Source organism: Streptomyces sp. SID13726 (genome assembly GCF_010548375.1).
Lineage (GTDB): Bacteria > Actinomycetota > Actinomycetes > Streptomycetales > Streptomycetaceae > Streptomyces.
Genome location: NZ_JAAGLY010000036.1, coordinates 1 through 18,106 on the forward strand (window position 1 = coordinate 1; position 18,106 = coordinate 18,106).

Below are 18,106 nucleotides of genomic sequence, written 5' to 3' on the forward strand. Positions count from 1 at the left end.
GTGGAGACCGCTGAGGACGCCGTGGAGGCCGAGGCGCCTGCCGGGCGTGCGCGTCGGCGGGCCAGCCGGCGTGCTTCCGCGCCCGCCGGTGCTCCGGAGGCCGCCGAGGCCCCCGAGGTCCCCGACACCCCTGAGACCGTCGAGGCCGTCGAGGCCGTCGAGCCCGCCGACGCCGAGGACGGCGCCCCGCGCCGGAGCCGTCGGCGTGCCACGCGCCGTGTCTCCACGCCCGCCGGGGCCCCCGAGGGCGAGGCCGTCGCGTCGGAGCCGGTCGCCGTGCCCGAGCCGGTCGCCGAGACGCCCGCCGCCGAGACGCCCGCTGTCGAGACCCCGGTCGCCGAGGCCCCCGTCGAGGAGCCCGCTCCCCGCCGTGCCCGTCGCCGGTCCGTGCGGCAGGCCGCCACCGGGTTCTCCGAGCCCGCGCGTGTGAACGGTGCCGAGGACGACGACGAGTCGCCGCGTCGCCCGGCCCGCCCCTCCGTCGCCGTGTTCCAGGCGCCCGTGTTCACCGAGCCGCAGTTCCAGACCCCGCAGCGGGCCGCCGCCGAGGCCGCCGCCGTGGCGGAGTCCGGGCAGAGCGAGCCGGCCGAGCAGGTCGATGCCGTCGAGCCGGTCGAGGAGATCGCCGAGGAGCAGACCGGGGGACGGCGCCGCCGTCGCCGCCGGGGTGCCGCCGACGAGCCCGAGGTGCGGGAGACCGCCGCCGAGACCGTCGTAGAGGAAGAAGACGAGACGGACGAGGGCGTCGAGGACTCCGCCGACGTCGACGGGGACGAGGCCGAGGAGACCGGGTCGCGGCGTCGCCGTCGGCGCGGCGGGCGTCGCCGTCGTCGGGGCGAGTCCGCCGACGCGTCCGGTGACGAGGAGTCCGAGGACTCCGACGAGCTTTCCGCCGAGCAGTCCGAGGACGACGCCGAGCAGGACGACGAGGACGACGAGGACGCGCGTTCCGAGGAGTCCGGCGGCTCCAGCTCCAGCAGCCGTCGCCGGCGTCGTCGGCGCCGCAGGGCCGGGGACTCCTCCGGCGACTCCGAGCCCGGTGACGGCGACCCCGAGCGGACCGTCGTCAAGGTGCGCGAGCCGCGGCCCCCGCGGGAACGGGGCGGTGAGCCGTCCGACGAGGTGCAGTCCATCAAGGGCTCCACGCGTCTGGAGGCCAAGAAGCAGCGCCGCCGCGAAGGCCGTGAGCAGGGCCGCCGCCGTGTCCCGATCATCACCGAGGCCGAGTTCCTGGCCCGCCGTGAGGCCGTCGAGCGCGTGATGGTCGTCCGGCAGAGCGGTGAGCGCACGCAGATCGGCGTCCTGGAGGACGGCGTGCTCGTCGAGCACTACGTCAACAAGGAGCAGTCGACCTCGTACGTCGGCAACGTCTACCTGGGCAAGGTCCAGAACGTCCTGCCGTCGATGGAGGCCGCGTTCATCGACATCGGCAAGGGGCGCAACGCCGTCCTGTACGCCGGTGAGGTCAACTTCGAGGCGCTCGGCATGGCCAACGGGCCGCGTCGCATCGAGGCCGCGCTGAAGTCGGGGCAGCCCGTCCTGGTCCAGGTCACCAAGGACCCGATCGGACACAAGGGCGCCCGTCTGACCAGCCAGATCTCGCTCCCGGGCCGCTACCTCGTGTACGTCCCCGAGGGCTCGATGACCGGCATCAGCCGCAAGCTGCCCGACACCGAGCGGGCGCGTCTGAAGACCATCCTCAAGAAGATCGTCCCCGAGGACGCGGGCGTCATCGTCCGTACGGCCGCGGAGGGCGCTTCGGAGGACGAGCTGCGCAGGGACGTCGAGCGGCTCCAGGCGCAGTGGGAGGACATCCAGAAGAAGGCGAAGAGCGGCAACGCCCCGACGCTGCTGTACGGCGAGCCGGACATGACCGTCCGGGTCGTCCGCGACATCTTCAACGAGGACTTCTCCAAGGTCGTCGTCAGCGGTGACGAGGGCTGGGAGACCATCCACGGCTACGTCTCGCACGTCGCCCCCGACCTCGCCGACCGGCTGTCGAAGTGGACCTCCGAGGTCGACGTCTTCGCCACGTACCGGATCGACGAGCAGCTCGCCAAGGCGCTGGACCGCAAGGTCTGGCTGCCCAGCGGCGGTTCGCTGGTGATCGACCGGACCGAGGCGATGGTCGTCGTCGACGTCAACACCGGCAAGTTCACCGGCCAGGGCGGCAACCTGGAGGAGACGGTCACCAGGAACAACCTGGAGGCGGCCGAGGAGATCGTGCGTCAGCTGCGGCTGCGCGACCTCGGCGGCATCATCGTGATCGACTTCATCGACATGGTCCTGGAGTCCAACCGGGACCTGGTGCTGCGGCGCCTCCTGGAGTGCCTGGGCCGGGACCGGACCAAGCACCAGGTCGCCGAGGTCACCTCGCTGGGGCTGGTCCAGATGACCCGTAAGCGGGTCGGCCAGGGTCTGCTTGAGTCCTTCTCCGAGACCTGCGTCCACTGCAACGGCCGCGGTGTCATCGTGCACATGGAGCAGCCCAGCTCCTCCGGTGGCGGCGGCAAGCGCAAGAAGCGCGGGCGCGGCGGCGACGGGCACGAGCACACCCACGAGGCCGCGGTCGCCGTGGAGGCGCCCGAGGCTCCGGAAGAGGTCGAGACCGAGGCCGAGGTCGCCGCCGAGGTGGCCGAGCCGATCGCGCTGACGCCTCCCGAGTTCCACGCGGACGAGGAGCTGTACAGCAGCGTCGCCGAGGCGGAGGCCGCCGCCACGCGCGGTCGTGGCCGTCGCCGGGCGAGCCGTCGTGCGTCGGCTCCGGCCGGTGCGCCGAGGGGCGCCGGGTCGAGGCGGAACGCCGGCTCCGAGGCGCAGGTGGCCGAGGAGGGCGCCGAGAGCGCCGAGGTCCCGACCGCGCAGGGTGTTCCCGCCGAGGCGGAGGCCGCGCGTCCGGTGCAGCCGGAGACGGCCGCCGAGGCGCAGGCCGAGCCCGTCGCGGCGGAGGACCCGGTGGTCGAGGCCGCCGCGTCCGCCCCGGCCGAGGCCCCGGTCGCCGAGGAGGCCGCTCCCAAGGGCCGTACCCGTCGTCGCGCCACCCGCAAGGTGTCCGCGCCGGCCGGTTCGCCCGCCGGGGCCGAGGCCTCCGTGGTGACGGTCGCCGAGAGCACGCCGGTCGCCGAGACCGCGCCGGTGGCGGAGCCGCAGGCCGAGGAGGCTCCCGCGGAGGTCGCCGAGACCGCCGAGAGCGCGGCCCCGGCCCGTCCGCGGCGCCGAGCCGTCCGCAAGGCCACCGCGCCCACCGCGTCCGAGGAGGCGGCCGTCGTGGTCGTCCCGTCGGCGGAGGCGGGGGAAGCGGCGGACGCGGCGGAAGCGGCTGAGTCCCCTGCCGGTGCCGAAGAGGCCACCGAGGGACCGGTTCCGGCCAAGAAGGCGGCCCGCAAGACGGCCAAGAAGGCCACGGCGAAGAAGGCCGCGACCAAGAAGACGGCCGCCAAGAAGACCGCCGCGAAGAAGACCGTCGCCAAGAAGACGACCGCGAAGAAGGCGGCGTCGAAGAAGACGGTGGCTGCCGAGCAGCAGTCGGCGCGGTCCGTCTCCACCCCGGCCGACGAGGCCTGACACCCGGTCACCGGGAAACCGGCCCGTGAGAGATGGGCCATAAGAAGATCGAAATCCGCCCCCGGTCCACCGGGGGCGGATTTCGCGTTTCACCTGGATTGCATCCGGCCGGGAGCTGTCGTACGGGGATCGATCATGTGAATGACGGGTGAATCGAGGCTCCGGCGACAGGGTTATGATGTGAGCCGAGATTGACACTTAATTTAGACAAATAGGGAATTTCGTGAAGGCTCTCGTGCTCTCCGGGGGAGCGGGCACCCGCCTCCGCCCGATCACCCACACCTCGGCCAAGCAGCTGGTGCCGGTCGCCAACAAGCCCGTCCTGTTCTACGGCCTGGAGGCGATCGCCGAGGCCGGGATCAGCGAGGTCGGCATCGTCGTCGGCGACACCGCCGACGAGATCCGCGAGGCGGTCGGTGACGGCTCCCAGTTCGGGATCAAGGTCACCTACATTCCGCAGGAAGCGCCGCTGGGCCTCGCTCACGCCGTCCTCATCGCGCAGGAGTTCCTCGGTGACGAGGACTTCGTCATGTACCTCGGCGACAACTTCATCGTCGGCGGTATCACCGGTCTGGTCGAGGAGTTCCGCGGCGAGCGCCCCGACGCGCAGATCCTGCTGACCAAGGTCCCCAACCCCACCTCCTTCGGTGTCGCCGAACTCGGCGCCGACGGCCGGGTCGTGGGCCTGGAGGAGAAGCCGAAGGAGCCCAAGAGCGACCTGGCGCTCGTCGGCGTCTACCTCTTCACCCCGGCCATACACGAGGCCGTCCGCTCCATCGAGCCCTCCTGGCGCGGCGAGCTGGAGATCACGCACGCCATCCAGTGGCTGATCGACGAGCGGCGCGACGTGCGCTCCACCACGATCTCCGGCTACTGGAAGGACACCGGCAACGTCACCGACATGCTGGAGGTCAACCGGTCGGTCCTGGAGACCGTGGACCCGGTGAACGAGGGCACGGTCGACGCGGACAGCGAGATCATCGGCCGGGTGCGCGTCGAGGCGGGCGCCCGCGTCAGCGGCAGCCGGATCGTCGGCCCCGCGATCATCGGCGCCGGTACGGTGGTGGAGAACGCGTACATCGGTCCCTTCACCTCCGTCTCGGAGGGCTGCCGGATCGAGGACAGCGAGATCGAGTACTCCATCGTGCTGCGCGGCTCGTCCGTGACCGGCGTGCGCCGCGTGGAGGCCTCGCTCATCGGGCGGGACGTCGAGGTGACCCCCGCCCCCCGTAACCCTTCCGCCCACCGGCTCGTGCTCGGTGATCACAGCAAGGTGCAGATCTCTTCATGACCACGCGCATCCTGGTGACCGGCGGCGCCGGTTTCATCGGCTCGCACTACGTCCGTACCGTGCTCGGCCCCGAGGGCCCCGGTGACGTGTCGATCACCGTCCTGGACAAGCTGACCTACGCGGGCAACCCGGCCAACCTCGACGAGGTGCGCGAGCACCCCGGGTTCGCCTTCGTGCAGGGCGACATCTGCGACCCCGAGCTGGTCGGCAAGCTGATGGCCGAGCACGACCAGGTGGTGCACTTCGCCGCCGAGTCGCACGTGGACCGCTCCATCGACGGCGGCGCGGAGTTCGTGCGCACCAACGTGGTCGGCACCCACACCCTCATCGACGCGGCCCACCGCGCGGGGATCAAGACCTTCGTGCACATCTCCACCGACGAGGTCTACGGCTCCATCGACGAGGGCTCCTGGCCCGAGACGCACCCGCTGCAGCCCAACTCGCCCTACTCCTCGGCGAAGGCGTCCAGCGACCTGATCGCGCTGTCGTACCACCGCACCCACGGCCTGGACGTCCGCGTGACCCGCTGCTCCAACAACTACGGGCACCACCACTTCCCCGAGAAGGTCATCCCGCTCTTCGTGACCAACCTGCTCGACGGCAAGAAGGTCCCGCTGTACGGCGACGGCGCCAACGTCCGCGACTGGCTGCACATCGACGACCACGTCCAGGGCATCGAGCTGGTGCGCACCAAGGGCCGGGCCGGCGAGGTCTACAACATCGGCGGCGGCACCGAACTCTCCAACAAGGAGCTCACCGGGCTGCTGCTGGAGGCGTGCGGCGCCGACTGGGAGACCAGCGTCGAGTACGTCGAGGACCGCAAGGGCCACGACCGCCGCTACTCCGTCGACTGCACCAAGATCCGCGAGGAGCTGGGCTACGAGCCCCGCAAGAGCTTCCAGCAGGGCCTCGCGGAGACCGTGCAGTGGTACCGCGACAACCGCGCCTGGTGGGAGCCGCTGAAGGAGCGGGCCGCGCTGTGACGCTCAACTGGCTGGTCACCGGCGCGGGCGGGATGCTCGCCCAGGACGTCCTGGCGCGTCTCGCCGACGCCGGGATCCCGGCGGTCGCGGCGACCCGCGCCGAACTCGACGTCACGGACCCGGAGTCGGTGCGCTCGGCCTTCGCCGCCCACCGCCCGGCCGTCGTCGTCAACTGCGCCGCCTGGACGGCCGTCGACGACGCCGAGTCCCGCGAGGACGAGGCGCTGCGGATCAACGGCGACGGCGCCCGGCACCTCGCCGAGGCGTGCGCGGCCGAGGGCGCGGTACTCCTCCAGGTCTCCACGGACTACGTGTTCGCCGGGGACGCCGAGAAGCCGTACGCCGAGGACGCGCCCACCGGGCCGCGCAGCGCGTACGGACGCACCAAGCTCGTCGGCGAGCAGGCGGTCCTGACCGCGCTGCCGTCGCGCGGCTACGTGGTGCGCACGGCCTGGCTGTACGGCGCGGGCGGCGGCAACTTCGTCCGTACGATGATCAAGCTGGAGTCCGTCAAGGACACCCTCGACGTCGTCGACGACCAGCGGGGCCAGCCCACCTGGACCGCCGACCTCGCCGACCGGCTGGTCCGCCTCGGCCGTGGCGCCCTCGCGGGCACCGCACCGGCCGGCGTCTACCACGGCACCAGCTCCGGCGAGACGACCTGGTTCGGCTTCACCCGGGCCATCTTCGAGCAGCTGGGTACCGACCCCGAGCGGGTCCGTCCCACCACGAGCGAGGCGTTCGTACGACCCGCTCCCCGGCCCGCGTACAGCGTGCTGGGCCACGACAGGTGGGCGGCGGCGGGCATCGAGCCGATCCGCGACTGGCGTGCGGCGCTGACGGAGGCGTTCCCGGCGCTGGTCGAGGCCGAGCGCGGCTGACGGACGTACGACAGGAGAGGGGCCCTTCGTGACGAAGGGCCCCTCTTCGTACAACCCAAGTTCCGCTCGGGCAGTCCGAGTTCACATGAACAGAAGGCTTGCCGCGGGTGTCGTCCTGGTTCTTGTGCTGTCCGGCTGCGGGTCGGGCGGTTCGGAGGACGGCCCCGCGCGTCATCCCGGGGTGCGGTCCGACTTCGACGGGGACGGGTACGGCGATCTCGTCGTCGGTGACACCGGCGCGACCGTCGACGGGAAGTACGCCGCCGGATACGCGGCCGTCCTGCCCGGATCGGCGAAGGGCCCCGAGAACACCGGCAAGCCGCGGGTCGTCACCCAGAACTCGCTCGGACTCGGCAAGGCGGGCGAGGGCGGCGGCTTCGGCAGCGCCGGTGCGAGCGTGACCGCGGACCTCGACGGCGACGGACGGGCCGACTTCGTCACCCAGGCGGGCCGCAGCACGATCTTCGTGGTCTGGGGGAGCGACAAGGGGCTCTCCGGCGACGCGGCGGCCCGGCTCCCCGGTGCCGCGCCGCTCACCGGTGACGTGGACGGGGACGGGCACGCCGACCTCGTCGTCTCGGGGAGCGAGGAGAACACCGTACGGGTGCTGCTGGGGCCGTTCAGCCGCAAGGGGGCGCCGCGTGGGTCGGTCTCCCTCGATCTGACGCCGAGCGATCCGGCGTACCCGCGCGCGGTGCCCGCCGCCCTCGGGGACGTCACCGGGGACGGCAAGGACGACCTGCTGGTCAGCTGGGCGTTTCTGGCGGACGAGGCGCCCGTGGCCCGTGCCACCGTGCTCTACCGGGGCGCCGCCGGCGGGAAGCTGGCCGAGGGGCAGCGGTGGAAGGACTTCTACGGGACCGCGCTCAGCGTGGGCGACGTCAACAAGGACGGATACGCCGACGTCGTGGCGGAACTCGCCTGCGAGATGCGCGGCGACCCCTTCCCGCCGGAGGGCGGCAGCCGGGTGGAGGTGCTGTACGGCGGGACGTTCCAGACCACGCGCATCACCGAGGAGACGGCGGGGCTGCCCGTCCAGGGGCCCTTCTCCTACTGCTCGTTCGGCAGCGGGCCGGAGGTCGGTGACGTCGACGGCGACGGATACGCCGACGTGGCGTTCTCGGCCGAGACCGAGAAGCGGAAGAGCGTCGGCATCCTGCTGCACGGAAGCGCGCGCGGGCTGACGGTCACCGGGGCGCAGTCCGTGCCCGCCGGCGCGGCCCTGATGCTCGACACCGACGGCGACCGCGCGGACGAGCTGATCATCCAGGACCTGGGAGCGGTCCAGGTGCTGCGCGGCGGACCGGACGGGGTCGGCACCTCACCGATGCTCACGGTCCACGGGGCGAACCTGGACCTCGGTCCGGACATCACGGGTACGGGACGGGGCTTCCGGCCGGTCGGCTGACGCCGGTACCGGCCGGAGGCCGCCCGTGTCTCAGCCGCGCAGCTCCGCGTAGTACGCCTGGCACGCCTCCCACGTCGGCAGCAGGCCCTGTGCCTCCGCCTCGGCCAGCGTCGGGGCCGCCGCGTCCTTCTCGGACAGGACCGGCTCCAGGCCCGCGGGCCACTCGATGCCGACCTCGGTGTCGAGCGGGTGGATGCCGTGCTCGCGCTGCGGGGCGTACCCCTCGGAGCACAGGTAGACCACGGTCGCGTCGTCGGTCAGCGCCATGAAGGCGTGCCCGAGCCCCTCGGAGAGGTAGACCGCGTGGTGGTCCACGTCGTCCAGGCGTACGGCCTCCCACTGCTTGTAGGTGGGGGAGCCGACCCGGATGTCGACGATGACGTCCAGCACCGCGCCGCGTACGCACTTGACGTACTTGGCCTGGCTGGGCGGCACGTCGGCGAAGTGGACACCGCGCAGGGTGCCGCGGCTGGAGATGGACATGTTGGCCTGGGACAGGCCCAGCCGGTGGCCGACCGCCTCCTCGAAGTCGGCCCCCTTGAACCACTCGTGGAAGCTCCCGCGAGCGTCTGGAAAGACCTTCGGTTCATGGATCCAGGCGCCGGCGATGCCGAGCTCCCGCATGTAGATCACATCCTTGCTGTGTGTCCGGGTCCGTGGTGCGGACGGTGGTCAGCCGACCAGCTTCTTCGCGAGCCCGCTGAGCTTCTCGCGGGCCGGGGAGGGCAGCCTACGGACCACGGGACCGCCGACGGCACGCAGCCTGCGCCGAATGGCCGCCTTGCGCCGCTTGGCCAGGGCGGTGCGCACGACCTCCGGGTCGACGACCGGGACGGCGGCGCTGATCTGCACCTTGCCGTTGCCCTGGATCGTCACCTCGCACAGGTCGAGGGCCGCGCTCTTCTCGCCGTCCAGCTTCGCCGCGAGCTTCCAGTCGCCCGCGGGGACACCCGCCGCCCGCTCGGGCAGCACGACGTGACCGCGGCTCGCGACATGGCGGACCTCGCCCGGCAGCACGAACGTCCGGCCGTCCGCGCCGGTCAGGATGAGGTCCGTCTTGTACGGGGCGGTCGCCGGGCGGCTGAACAGGTCGAGCCGCAGCTCCGGCCGGCCGGAGGGCATCCGCAGCACGGGACGCCCCTCCAGGTAGGTCTGGAGCTTCTTGCTGCGCCGGGCCACGTCGAGGGTGAGGTTGCCGTGCGGGTCGGTGAAGTAGAGGATCACCGCGCGCGAGGGCGAGCCGAGCAGCGCCGGGCGGCAGTCCGCGTCGACATGGGGCGCGCGGTCGGCGCCGAGGCGGGCCTTGCGGACCACACCGAGCCCGCGGACCGGCACCCAGATGTCCCAGAAGCCGCGGGAGACCGGGCCGCGGCCCTTGACGCCCTGCGGGGCGACCTGGCCGGTGCCGCGCAGTACGACCTCGCAGGCGTCGTCGCCGAGGTCGACCACCTCGGAGGTGTACTTGGCGGCGCAGGACCACTCGACGGCCGTCTCCCGGTTGCGCAGCGACATCTCGGCCTTGAAGTCGCCGAGTTCGTCGGTGACGTCGACCAGCTCGCCGTCCTTCAGCACGTCCTCGACGAAGTCGGGGTGCAGGTAGACGCGGCCGTCGCGGCGCAGCAGCTTCAGCGGCTCGGAGTTCTCGCCGTGGGTGAGCCGGGCGCTGACGGTGACGGCCAGCTTGCCGTCGGGCTGCCAGGCGACGTCCTCCAGGCGGGCCGCGCCCTTGATGGAGCTCATGAACCGGGCGAAGCGCACCAGGGCCTGGCGGTCGTCGCGGCGCAGCAGGGTGGAGCGGACCCGGGTGAGCGCGCCGAGCCCGTCGTGCACGCCCTCGGTCATGAAGTCCCGCTCCAGCGGGCGGATGGCCTCGACCATCTCGTCGAGGTAGGCCTCGTCGTACTTGAGGACGCTGGGCTCGCTGAGCCGGCCGAGCATCTCCACCCGGTAGAAGCGGCGCAGCAGCAGGTCGCGGAAGGCGCCGGGCTCGGTGTTGGCGACGACGACGTCCAGGACCTCGCGGAGGTTTCCGTAGTAGCCGGACGGGATGATCCGGGCGGAACCGGCGTTGTTGCCGTCGTCGCGCTTCGAGTAGTAGTAGCAGGTGTAGCTGCCGAGAATGGAGACGACCTTGGCGGGGAAATACGCCTCCATCATGTAGAGCTGGTCCTCGAGCCGCCGCTTGCCCTCGGGGTAGGCGATGTTGTTCTCGCGGAGGAATTCCGTGCGGAACATCTTGTGCGGGGTGAGGCTGTCGTACAGAGGGGCGTCGTGGATGGTGCACTTCTCGCGGTCCAGGCGGAAGACGCCGTGCGGGACCCCGCGGAAGTTGCTGGCCACCTTGCCGATGACGATGTCGGAGCCGTTGCGGTGGCCCATGTCGTACAGGCGGCGCAGGGCGTCGGAGGCGAGGTAGTCGTCCTGGTCGACGAACTGGACGTATTCGCCCTTGGCCTCACCGACGCCTATGTTCCTGGGCTTTCCGGGCCAACCGGAGTTGGGTATGTGAATCGCCCGGAAATGCGGGTGTTCCTTGGCGAGGGAGTCCAGCTTCTCGGCGGTGTCGTCCGTCGAGCCGTCGTTCACGAAGAGGACTTCGAATTCCTCGGCCGGCAGGGTCTGCCGCAGCAGCGAGTCGATGCAGGGTTCGATGTACTTTCCCGGGTTGTAGACCGGGATGATGACGCTCACTTTGATCGACATCTGCTGGTACCTGTCTCCTGTTCGCAAGCCCTGCGGCGTATGGCCGCCCCATGGACGGCTGGTGATCATCAGGTGTATGCCTGGGGTCACAGGGTAGCTGCACATGTTCGAGGCGGCTCGGTTTGACCCCTTCGCTGACGGCCCCGTACTCTTGACCGTCGACGTGTCCGCAGAACAGGCCACGTCACATCCCCGTAAACCTCATTCCTCCAGGGCACCGGGTGCCACGGAGAGGCCGCTCGTATGCCGGGCGGCTGGACTGCGGGGGTGCCGTTCCCGAGCGAGAGAGTGAGATCCGCGTGTACGCCATCGTGCGCAGCGGTGGTCGCCAGCACAAGGTTGCTGTCGGCGAAATCGTTGAGGTTGACAAGATTTCCACTGCCAAGGTTGGCGACACGGTCGAGCTCTCGACCCTGCTCGTTGTCGACGGCGAAGCTGTCACCAGCGACCCGTGGGTGCTGGCCGGCATCAAGGTCCAGGCCGAGGTCGTGGACCACCACAAGGGCGTCAAGATCGACATCCTTCGCTACAAGAACAAGACCGGCTACCGCCGTCGTCAGGGCCACCGCCAGCAGTACACGGCGATCAAGGTCACTGAGATCCCCGCGGCTGCGAAGTAAGGGACTGAGGAGAGATGGCACACAAGAAGGGCGCATCGTCCACCCGTAACGGTCGTGACTCCAACGCTCAGCGCCTCGGCGTGAAGCGTTACGGCGGTCAGGTCGTCAGCGCGGGCGAGATCCTGGTCCGCCAGCGCGGCACCCACTTCCACCCGGGTGCGGGCGTCGGCCGTGGCGGCGACGACACGCTGTTCGCGCTGAACGCCGGTGCGGTGCAGTTCGGCACCCACCGTGGCCGCAAGGTCGTGAACATCGTTCCGGTCGCCTGAGCTCAGGCTCAGACCGAACTTTTCGCGAGGCGGACCTCACTTCCCTGGTGGGAAGGCGGGTCCGCCTTTCGCGTGTTAGAGCAATAGGTATTCCGTACGTTTTCTGGAGGCACTGACCATGACCACCTTCGTGGACCGCGTCGAACTGCATGTCGCCGCGGGTAACGGAGGTCACGGCTGTGCCTCCGTCCACCGGGAGAAGTTCAAGCCGCTCGGCGGACCCGACGGCGGCAACGGCGGCCGGGGCGGGGACGTGATCCTCACCGTCGACCAGTCCGTGACCACGCTGCTCGACTACCACCACTCCCCGCACCGCAAGGCCACCAACGGCAAGCCCGGCGAGGGCGGCAACCGCTCCGGCAAGGACGGCCAGGACCTGGTCCTGCCCGTGCCGGACGGCACCGTGGTCCTCGACGCGGTGGGCAACGTCCTCGCCGACCTGGTCGGACAGGGCACCACCTACATCGCGGCCCAGGGCGGCCGCGGCGGACTCGGCAACGCGGCGCTGGCCTCCGCCCGCCGCAAGGCCCCCGGCTTCGCGCTGCTCGGCGTGCCCGGCGACCTCCAGGACATCGTCCTGGAGCTCAAGACCGTCGCCGACGTGGCGCTGGTCGGCTACCCGAGCGCCGGGAAGTCCTCGCTGATCTCCGTCCTTTCAGCGGCCAAGCCGAAGATCGCCGACTACCCCTTCACCACGCTGGTCCCGAACCTCGGTGTGGTCACCGCCGGCGAGACCGTCTACACCATCGCCGACGTGCCGGGTCTGATCCCGGGCGCCAGCCAGGGCAAGGGCCTGGGCCTCGAGTTCCTGCGCCACGTCGAGCGGTGCAGCGTCCTCGTGCACGTCCTGGACACCGCCACGCTGGAGTCCGACCGGGACCCGGTCTCCGACCTCGACATCATCGAGGCGGAGCTCAGGGAGTACGGCGGCCTCGACAACCGGCCGCGGATCGTCGTCCTGAACAAGACCGACGTACCGGACGGCAAGGACCTCGCCGAGATGGTGCGGCCGGATCTGGAGGCCAGGGGATACCGGGTCTTCGAGGTGTCCGCGGTCGCGCACGTCGGCCTGCGGGAGCTGTCCTTCGCGCTCGCCGACCTGGTCGGCAGGGCGCGGGCCGCGCGGCCCAAGGAGGAGGCGACCCGGATCGTCATCCGGCCCAAGGCCGTGGACGACGCGGGCTTCACCGTGACCCGCGAGGACGACGGGCTGTTCCGGGTGCGCGGCGAGAAGCCGGAGCGCTGGGTGCGCCAGACCGACTTCAACAACGACGAGGCCGTCGGCTACCTCGCCGACCGGCTCAACCGCCTCGGTGTCGAGGAGGAGCTGATGAAGGCGGGCGCCCGCTCCGGCGACGGCGTCGCCATCGGCCCCGAGGAGAACGCGGTCGTCTTCGACTGGGAGCCGACGGTCATGGCCGGCGCCGAGATGCTCGGCCGGCGTGGCGAGGACCACCGCTTCGAGGAGCCCCGTCCCGCCGCCCAGCGCAGGCGCGACAAGCAGGCCGAGCGCGACGAGGCAGCACAGGAGTTCGACGACTTCGAGCCCTTCTGAGCCCCGGCCCCGCCGGGGGTGTCCGGAAGGTGAATTTCCTCCCGAAGACAAACTCAATCTAAAAGATCGTCACACGGCGGTGTCCTGAGGCCCGTTGCGACAAGATCACGTTCATCATGTGATTCCCGAGTCGCAACGGGTCTCCTGTTTGCTATCTGTTTGTCATGCACGCGAACGCTCGGGTTCAGCAGGCGGACCGCCCCGGAGCATGAGCTTCCAGGGTGTCCAAGAGGCCAGCGACGCAAGGGAGTTCGTCATGACCCGAGTCACCTCGCCCGACCGGCGCCGCTTTCTGACCGCTGGTGCCGCCGTCCTCGGCGCCGCGGCCTCCGCGCAACTGTGGCTGCCGGCCACCGCGAGAGCGGCCGCCGCCGCACTTCCGGACGGTGTCTTCGGCCTCGGCGTGGCCTCCGGCGACCCGCTGCCGGACGGCATCGTGCTGTGGACCCGCCTCGCCCCCGACCCGCTGCACGGCGGTGGCATGCCCGACAGCGCGGTCGAGGTGGAGTGGGAGATCGCCGAGGACGAGCGCTTCGCGAAGGTCACGCGCCGGGGCACCGCCCAGGCGCTGCCCGCATACGGACACAGTGTTCACGTGGATGTACGGGGTCTGGGAGCCGGACGCACCTACTGGTACCGCTTCCGCGCGGGCGGCCAGCTCTCCCGCACCGGCCGCACCCGCACCGCGCCCTCCTGGACCTTCTCCCGCGGCAGCCTCCGGGTGGCGCTCGCCTCCTGCCAGAACTGGCAGCACGGCTACTTCACGCCGTACGCCGACATGCTCGCCCAGGACCCCGACTTCGTGCTCTTCGTCGGCGACTACATCTACGAGTCCGCGCCGGCCTCGACCGGCCCGCGCCGCCACGAGGGCACCGGGGAGCCGTACACCCTCGTGCAGTACCGCAACCGGTACGCGCAGTACCGCGCCGACCCGGACCTCGCCGAGATGCACGCCAACGCGCCCTTCGTGGTCACCTTCGACGACCACGAGGTCGACAACGACTTCGCCGGCGAGATCCCGCAGGACCCCGACAAGCAGCCGCACGACGCCTTCGTGGCCCGGCTCACCGCCGCCTACCAGGCGTACTACGAGCACATGCCGGTCCGCGCGAGCGCCGTGCCGAACGGCCCGCACATCCAGATGTACCGCGCGCTGGACTTCGGCCGCCTCGCCCGGCTCAACATCCTCGACACCCGGCAGTTCCGCAGCGACCAGGCCACCAGCCAGTCCGGCGCCCAGGACCCCGGGCTGACCATGCTCGGCGCCGCGCAGAAGCAGTGGCTGCTCGGCTCGCTGCACGGCTCGACGGCCCGCTGGAACCTGGTGGCCTCCCAGATCATGCTCGCCGAGACCGACCTCCTGCTCGGCGAGGGCAAGCTCTGGTACTACGACGCCTGGGACGGCTACCAGGCCGAGCGCAACGCCCTGCTCGGCCAGCTCGGGAACGTGAGCAACCCCCTCGTGCTCAGCGGCGACCGCCACCTCACGATGGTCAGCGACCTCAAGGAGGACTACGCCGACCCGTCCTCCGCCGTGGTCGGCGCCGAGTTCGTCGGCACGTCGATCTCCAGCAACGGCGACCAGGACCAGGCCGCCTTCCACGCCCAGTGGGACCCGCTGCGGGCCGACAACCCGCACTGGAAGCTGATCGACGCCCACCGCGGCTACCACCTCTTCGACATCGACCGCGACGGCGTCGACGCGCAGGTCAGGGTCGTGGACACGGTCCTCAGGCCGCAGGCGGCGCCGAGCACGCTGGCCCGGCTGCGGGTGGACTCGGGGACCCCGGGCGTCCGGCTGGTGTGAAACCTGTGTGAGGGGAGCCTGGGACTCATCCCTGTCCCAGGTCTCTCTCAGGCAGGTCTCAGGAGCGGCTCTTACCGTCCTCTGACCATGGAGACGGACTGTACGAGTGATGACTTCCCGGTGAACGGCGTGCCCGCCCCGCTGTCCGCCGGTACCCGGCTGCTGCACATCGGCCCCCACAAGACCGGCACGACCGCCGTCCAGGGCGCGCTGTTCGCGGCCAAGGAGCGGCTGCCCGAGCACGGCGTGGTGTTCCCGGCGCACACCAGGCACCCGATGGAGGCCGCCCTCGCCGCCTGCGCGAGGCCCGCGATGATGGGCGACACCGCGCCCACCGAGAAGCACTGGACCCGGCTGGTCGAGGACGTGGCCGCCGCCGGCCCGCGCACCTCGGTGGTGAGCAGCGAGTTCTTCGCCGACGCCGAGGACGACGCCACCGTCGCGCGGATCGTCGAGCGGCTCGGCGGGGAGCGCGCGCACATCCTGGTCACGCTGCGGCCGCTGGTGCGGATCATGCCCTCGCAGTGGCAGCAGTACGTGCAGAACGGGCTGCGCATGGGCTACGAGGACTGGCTCACCCACATGCTGCGCAAGGCGCCGTACGAGAAGCCCAACCCCAGCTTCTGGCGGCGGCACCGGCACGACCGGCTGGTCGAGCGCTGGGTCCGGGCGGTCGGGCCCGGGCGGGTCACGGTCGTCGTGGTCGACGACGGCGACCGGGACGGCCTGATGCGCACTTTCGAACGGCTCCTCGGGCTGCCCGAGAATCTTCTCCAGCCGGTTCCGGACACCGCGAATCGTTCTCTTACCCTCGCCGAGACCGAAATGCTGCGGAATCTTAACAAGGAATTCCGCGGCAATGGACTGCCCGACGAGTTGTATTCCAAGCTCGTCCGCAACGGCGCGGTCATGCATATGAAGAACGCGTGCAGTCCCTCGCCCGAGGACGTGAAGATCCTCACTCCGGACTGGGCCGTGGAGGCCGCGGCCGGGATCGGCGCCGGGATGGCTCGAAGCATCCGTGACCTGGGCGTGCGGATCATCGGCGACCCCGCGCTGCTGTCCGCCGTACCGGAGGCGCCCGCCCTGGACGGGATCCCCGCCCCGCGGATCTCGCCCGAGGCGGCGGCCCAGGCGCTGTACGGGGTGCTGGCCGCGGCGGCCGAGGCGCCGGTGCGGCACACTTCGCCGGCCAAGGCGCGCACGGTGCACCAGACGTCGTCGAAGGAACTGATGCGGGTACTCGGCCACCGCTGTCTCAAGAGGCTGCGCCGCCGCTGAACTTCCGCGCGGTCGCGCCGTTACTGCCAGTGCAAGATGAATGACAGGTAGCGCGTACATATGCAGTGAACGGCGGTCACCTTGCACAGCGGTAACCGCAAGTGGGACCATTTCCCCGTTCCCTGTCGCCCCGAGGTAGGTCATCTGTGTCCCAGCACATCGCCAAGCCCCGTACCACCGCAGTGATCCTGGCCGGTGGTACCGGTCAGCGCGTGGGTCTCTCGATCCCCAAGCAGCTGCTGAAGATCGCCGGCAAGGCTGTCATCGAGCACACTCTGACCACCTTTGAGAAGGCCGACTCGATCGACGACATCATCGTGCTGATGGCGCCCGGTTATGTTCCGGACATAGAGAAGATCGTGGCCAAGGCCGGTTTCCGGAAGGTCAAGAAGGTCATCGAGGGTGGCTCCACCCGGAACGAGACCACCGAGCGCGCCATCACGGCCCTCGGCGAGGACCTTGCCGAGGGCGAGGACCTCAACGTCCTGTTCCACGACGCCGTCCGCCCGCTACTGTCGCGGCGCGTGATCGACGACTGCGTGGTCGCCCTGGAGCGCTTCCAGGCGGTCGACGTGGCCATCCCGTCCGCGGACACCATCATCGTCACGCGGACGCACGGCGACGACGGCGAGTTCATCACCGAGATCCCGGACCGCTCCCGGCTGCGCCGCGGCCAGACCCCGCAGGCCTTCAAGCTGTCCACCATCAAGAGGGCCTACGAGGTCGCCGCCGGTGACCCCAACTTCCAGGCCACCGACGACTGTTCGGTCGTGCTCAAGTACCTGCCGGACGTGCCGATCCACGTCGTCGCGGGTGACGAGTACAACATGAAGGTCACCCAGCCCGTCGACGTCTTCATCGCCGACAAGCTCTTCCAGCTCGCCTCGACCGCGGCGCCCGAGCAGGTGGACGACGTGGCCTACCGCGAGCTGCTCACCGGCAAGACCGTCGTGGTCTTCGGCGGTTCCTACGGCATCGGCAAGGACATCGGCGAACTCGCCGAGTCCTACGGCGCCAAGGTGTACGCGCTGGGCCGCTCCACCACCGGCACCCACGTGGAGAACCCGGAGGAGGTCGACGACGCGCTGTCCAAGGCGTACGGCGAGACCGGGCGCATCGACTACGTCGTCAACACCGCCGGCGTGCTGCGCATCGGCAAGCTCGCGGAGACCGACAACGCCACCATCGAGGAGGCGCTGAAGGTCAACTACCTGGCCCCGGTGCAGATCGCGCGGTCCTCGTACAAGTACCTGGCGGAGACCAAGGGCCAGCTGCTGCTGTACACCTCCAGCAGCTACACGCGCGGCCGCGCCGAGTACAGCCTGTACTCCTCGACCAAGGCCGCCATGGTCAACCTGACCCAGGCGCTGTCCGACGAATGGGCGGGTGACGGCATCCGGGTGAACTGCATCAACCCGGAGCGCACCGCCACGCCCATGCGCACCAAGGCCTTCGGCCAGGAGCCCGCGGGCAGCCTGCTGTCCTCCGAGGCGGTCGCCCGCACCTCGCTCGACGTGCTGCTCTCCGAGCTGACCGGGCACGTCATCGACGTCCGCCAGCAGGACCCGACGGCCCCCGCGGGCCAGGCGTCCGGCTTCGAGCAGGCGCTGGCCAGTGTCCTGGACCGACAGGACGGCGTGGCATAATCAGGGACAAATAGTCTTCTGCAAATTCAGGCCTCTGTGGCTGCCCGTTCCTGGTGCATTCGCAGGGGCCTGAAGCCTTAAGCAAGGTTCCGCAGCCC

The 18,106-nt window shown here is 70.6% G+C and carries 13 protein-coding genes; 11 read left to right on the forward strand and 2 right to left on the reverse strand.

Translation table 11 applies throughout. The features are described 5' to 3' along the window. The 5 genes from G3I78_RS43815 to G3I78_RS43835 all read left to right on the forward strand — a co-directional run bounded on the left by G3I78_RS43815 (nucleotide 1) and on the right by G3I78_RS43835 (nucleotide 8,127). Nucleotides 1-3,564, forward strand: coding sequence for an Rne/Rng family ribonuclease (locus G3I78_RS43815; RefSeq protein ID WP_343243994.1), 3,564 nt, complete (start codon nucleotides 1-3; stop codon nucleotides 3,562-3,564). 223 nt (nucleotides 3,565-3,787) lie between these two features. Continuing rightward, entirely contained in the window at nucleotides 3,788-4,855 is a 1,068-nt protein-coding gene (locus G3I78_RS43820; protein WP_164435557.1) for a glucose-1-phosphate thymidylyltransferase, read from the forward strand. Then, nucleotides 4,852-5,838: a dTDP-glucose 4,6-dehydratase gene (gene rfbB / locus G3I78_RS43825; RefSeq protein ID WP_164435558.1), complete on the forward strand. Its 987-nt coding sequence runs from the start codon at nucleotides 4,852-4,854 to the stop codon at nucleotides 5,836-5,838. The genes G3I78_RS43820 and rfbB overlap by 4 nt, the downstream gene beginning before the upstream one ends. Beyond that, entirely contained in the window at nucleotides 5,835-6,719 is an 885-nt protein-coding gene (rfbD, locus tag G3I78_RS43830) for a dTDP-4-dehydrorhamnose reductase (protein WP_164435559.1), read from the forward strand. The genes rfbB and rfbD overlap by 4 nt, the downstream gene beginning before the upstream one ends. 85 nt (nucleotides 6,720-6,804) lie before the next feature. Beyond that, nucleotides 6,805-8,127 carry a VCBS repeat-containing protein gene (locus tag G3I78_RS43835; RefSeq protein WP_164435560.1) on the forward strand — a complete coding sequence of 441 codons (1,323 nt, stop codon included), beginning with the start codon at nucleotides 6,805-6,807 and terminating at the stop codon, nucleotides 8,125-8,127. 30 nt (nucleotides 8,128-8,157) lie between these two features. Here G3I78_RS43835 and rfbC read toward each other — a convergent pair whose 3' ends face one another. Together rfbC and G3I78_RS43845 are read right to left on the reverse strand one after the other, a co-directional pair. Continuing rightward, nucleotides 8,158-8,751 carry a dTDP-4-dehydrorhamnose 3,5-epimerase gene (gene rfbC / locus G3I78_RS43840; protein WP_164435561.1) on the reverse strand — a complete coding sequence of 198 codons (594 nt, stop codon included), beginning with the start codon at nucleotides 8,749-8,751 and terminating at the stop codon, nucleotides 8,158-8,160. Nucleotides 8,752-8,799: 48 nt separating this feature from the next. After that, nucleotides 8,800-10,830: a glycosyltransferase gene (locus G3I78_RS43845; RefSeq protein ID WP_164435562.1), complete on the reverse strand. Its 2,031-nt coding sequence runs from the start codon at nucleotides 10,828-10,830 to the stop codon at nucleotides 8,800-8,802. Between the two features lie 299 nt (nucleotides 10,831-11,129). Between G3I78_RS43845 and rplU the strand changes: the two genes are divergently transcribed. From rplU to G3I78_RS43875, 6 genes are all read left to right on the forward strand, one after another. Next, complete coding sequence (gene rplU, locus G3I78_RS43850) at nucleotides 11,130-11,450, forward strand: 50S ribosomal protein L21 (RefSeq protein ID WP_164435563.1); 321 nt, start codon at nucleotides 11,130-11,132, stop codon at nucleotides 11,448-11,450. Between the two features lie 14 nt (nucleotides 11,451-11,464). Then, on the forward strand, nucleotides 11,465-11,719 hold the full coding sequence (gene rpmA / locus G3I78_RS43855) for a 50S ribosomal protein L27 (protein WP_164435564.1): 255 nt from the start codon (nucleotides 11,465-11,467) through the stop codon (nucleotides 11,717-11,719). A gap of 118 nt (nucleotides 11,720-11,837) precedes the next feature. Beyond that, the gene (gene obgE / locus G3I78_RS43860) at nucleotides 11,838-13,274 is read left to right on the forward strand and encodes a GTPase ObgE (protein WP_164435565.1); all 1,437 of its coding nucleotides are present in this window, start codon (nucleotides 11,838-11,840) and stop codon (nucleotides 13,272-13,274) included. 256 nt (nucleotides 13,275-13,530) lie between these two features. After that, complete coding sequence (locus tag G3I78_RS43865) at nucleotides 13,531-15,081, forward strand: alkaline phosphatase D family protein (RefSeq protein ID WP_164435566.1); 1,551 nt, start codon at nucleotides 13,531-13,533, stop codon at nucleotides 15,079-15,081. A gap of 87 nt (nucleotides 15,082-15,168) precedes the next feature. Next, nucleotides 15,169-16,362 (forward strand): hypothetical protein, encoded by a 1,194-nt coding sequence (locus G3I78_RS43870; protein WP_164435567.1) that lies wholly within the window; start codon nucleotides 15,169-15,171, stop codon nucleotides 16,360-16,362. A gap of 146 nt (nucleotides 16,363-16,508) precedes the next feature. Then, the gene (locus G3I78_RS43875; protein WP_164435568.1) at nucleotides 16,509-18,008 is read left to right on the forward strand and encodes a bifunctional cytidylyltransferase/SDR family oxidoreductase; all 1,500 of its coding nucleotides are present in this window, start codon (nucleotides 16,509-16,511) and stop codon (nucleotides 18,006-18,008) included. The last annotated feature ends 98 nt before the right edge of the window (nucleotides 18,009-18,106 follow it).

Bases quoted from the DNA above. Each gene is read 5' to 3' on its own strand.
- rfbB (WP_164435558.1), top strand. From the start codon at position 4,852: ATGACCACGCGCATCCTGGTGACCGGCGGCGCCGGTTTCATCGGCTCG.
- G3I78_RS43835 (WP_164435560.1), top strand. From the start codon at position 6,805: ATGAACAGAAGGCTTGCCGCGGGTGTCGTCCTGGTTCTTGTGCTGTCC.
- rfbC (WP_164435561.1), bottom strand. From the start codon at position 8,751: ATGCGGGAGCTCGGCATCGCCGGCGCCTGGATCCATGAACCGAAGGTC.
- G3I78_RS43845 (WP_164435562.1), bottom strand. From the start codon at position 10,830: ATGTCGATCAAAGTGAGCGTCATCATCCCGGTCTACAACCCGGGAAAG.
- rpmA (WP_164435564.1), top strand. From the start codon at position 11,465: ATGGCACACAAGAAGGGCGCATCGTCCACCCGTAACGGTCGTGACTCC.
- obgE (WP_164435565.1), top strand. From the start codon at position 11,838: ATGACCACCTTCGTGGACCGCGTCGAACTGCATGTCGCCGCGGGTAAC.
- G3I78_RS43865 (WP_164435566.1), top strand. From the start codon at position 13,531: ATGACCCGAGTCACCTCGCCCGACCGGCGCCGCTTTCTGACCGCTGGT.
- G3I78_RS43870 (WP_164435567.1), top strand. From the start codon at position 15,169: ATGGAGACGGACTGTACGAGTGATGACTTCCCGGTGAACGGCGTGCCC.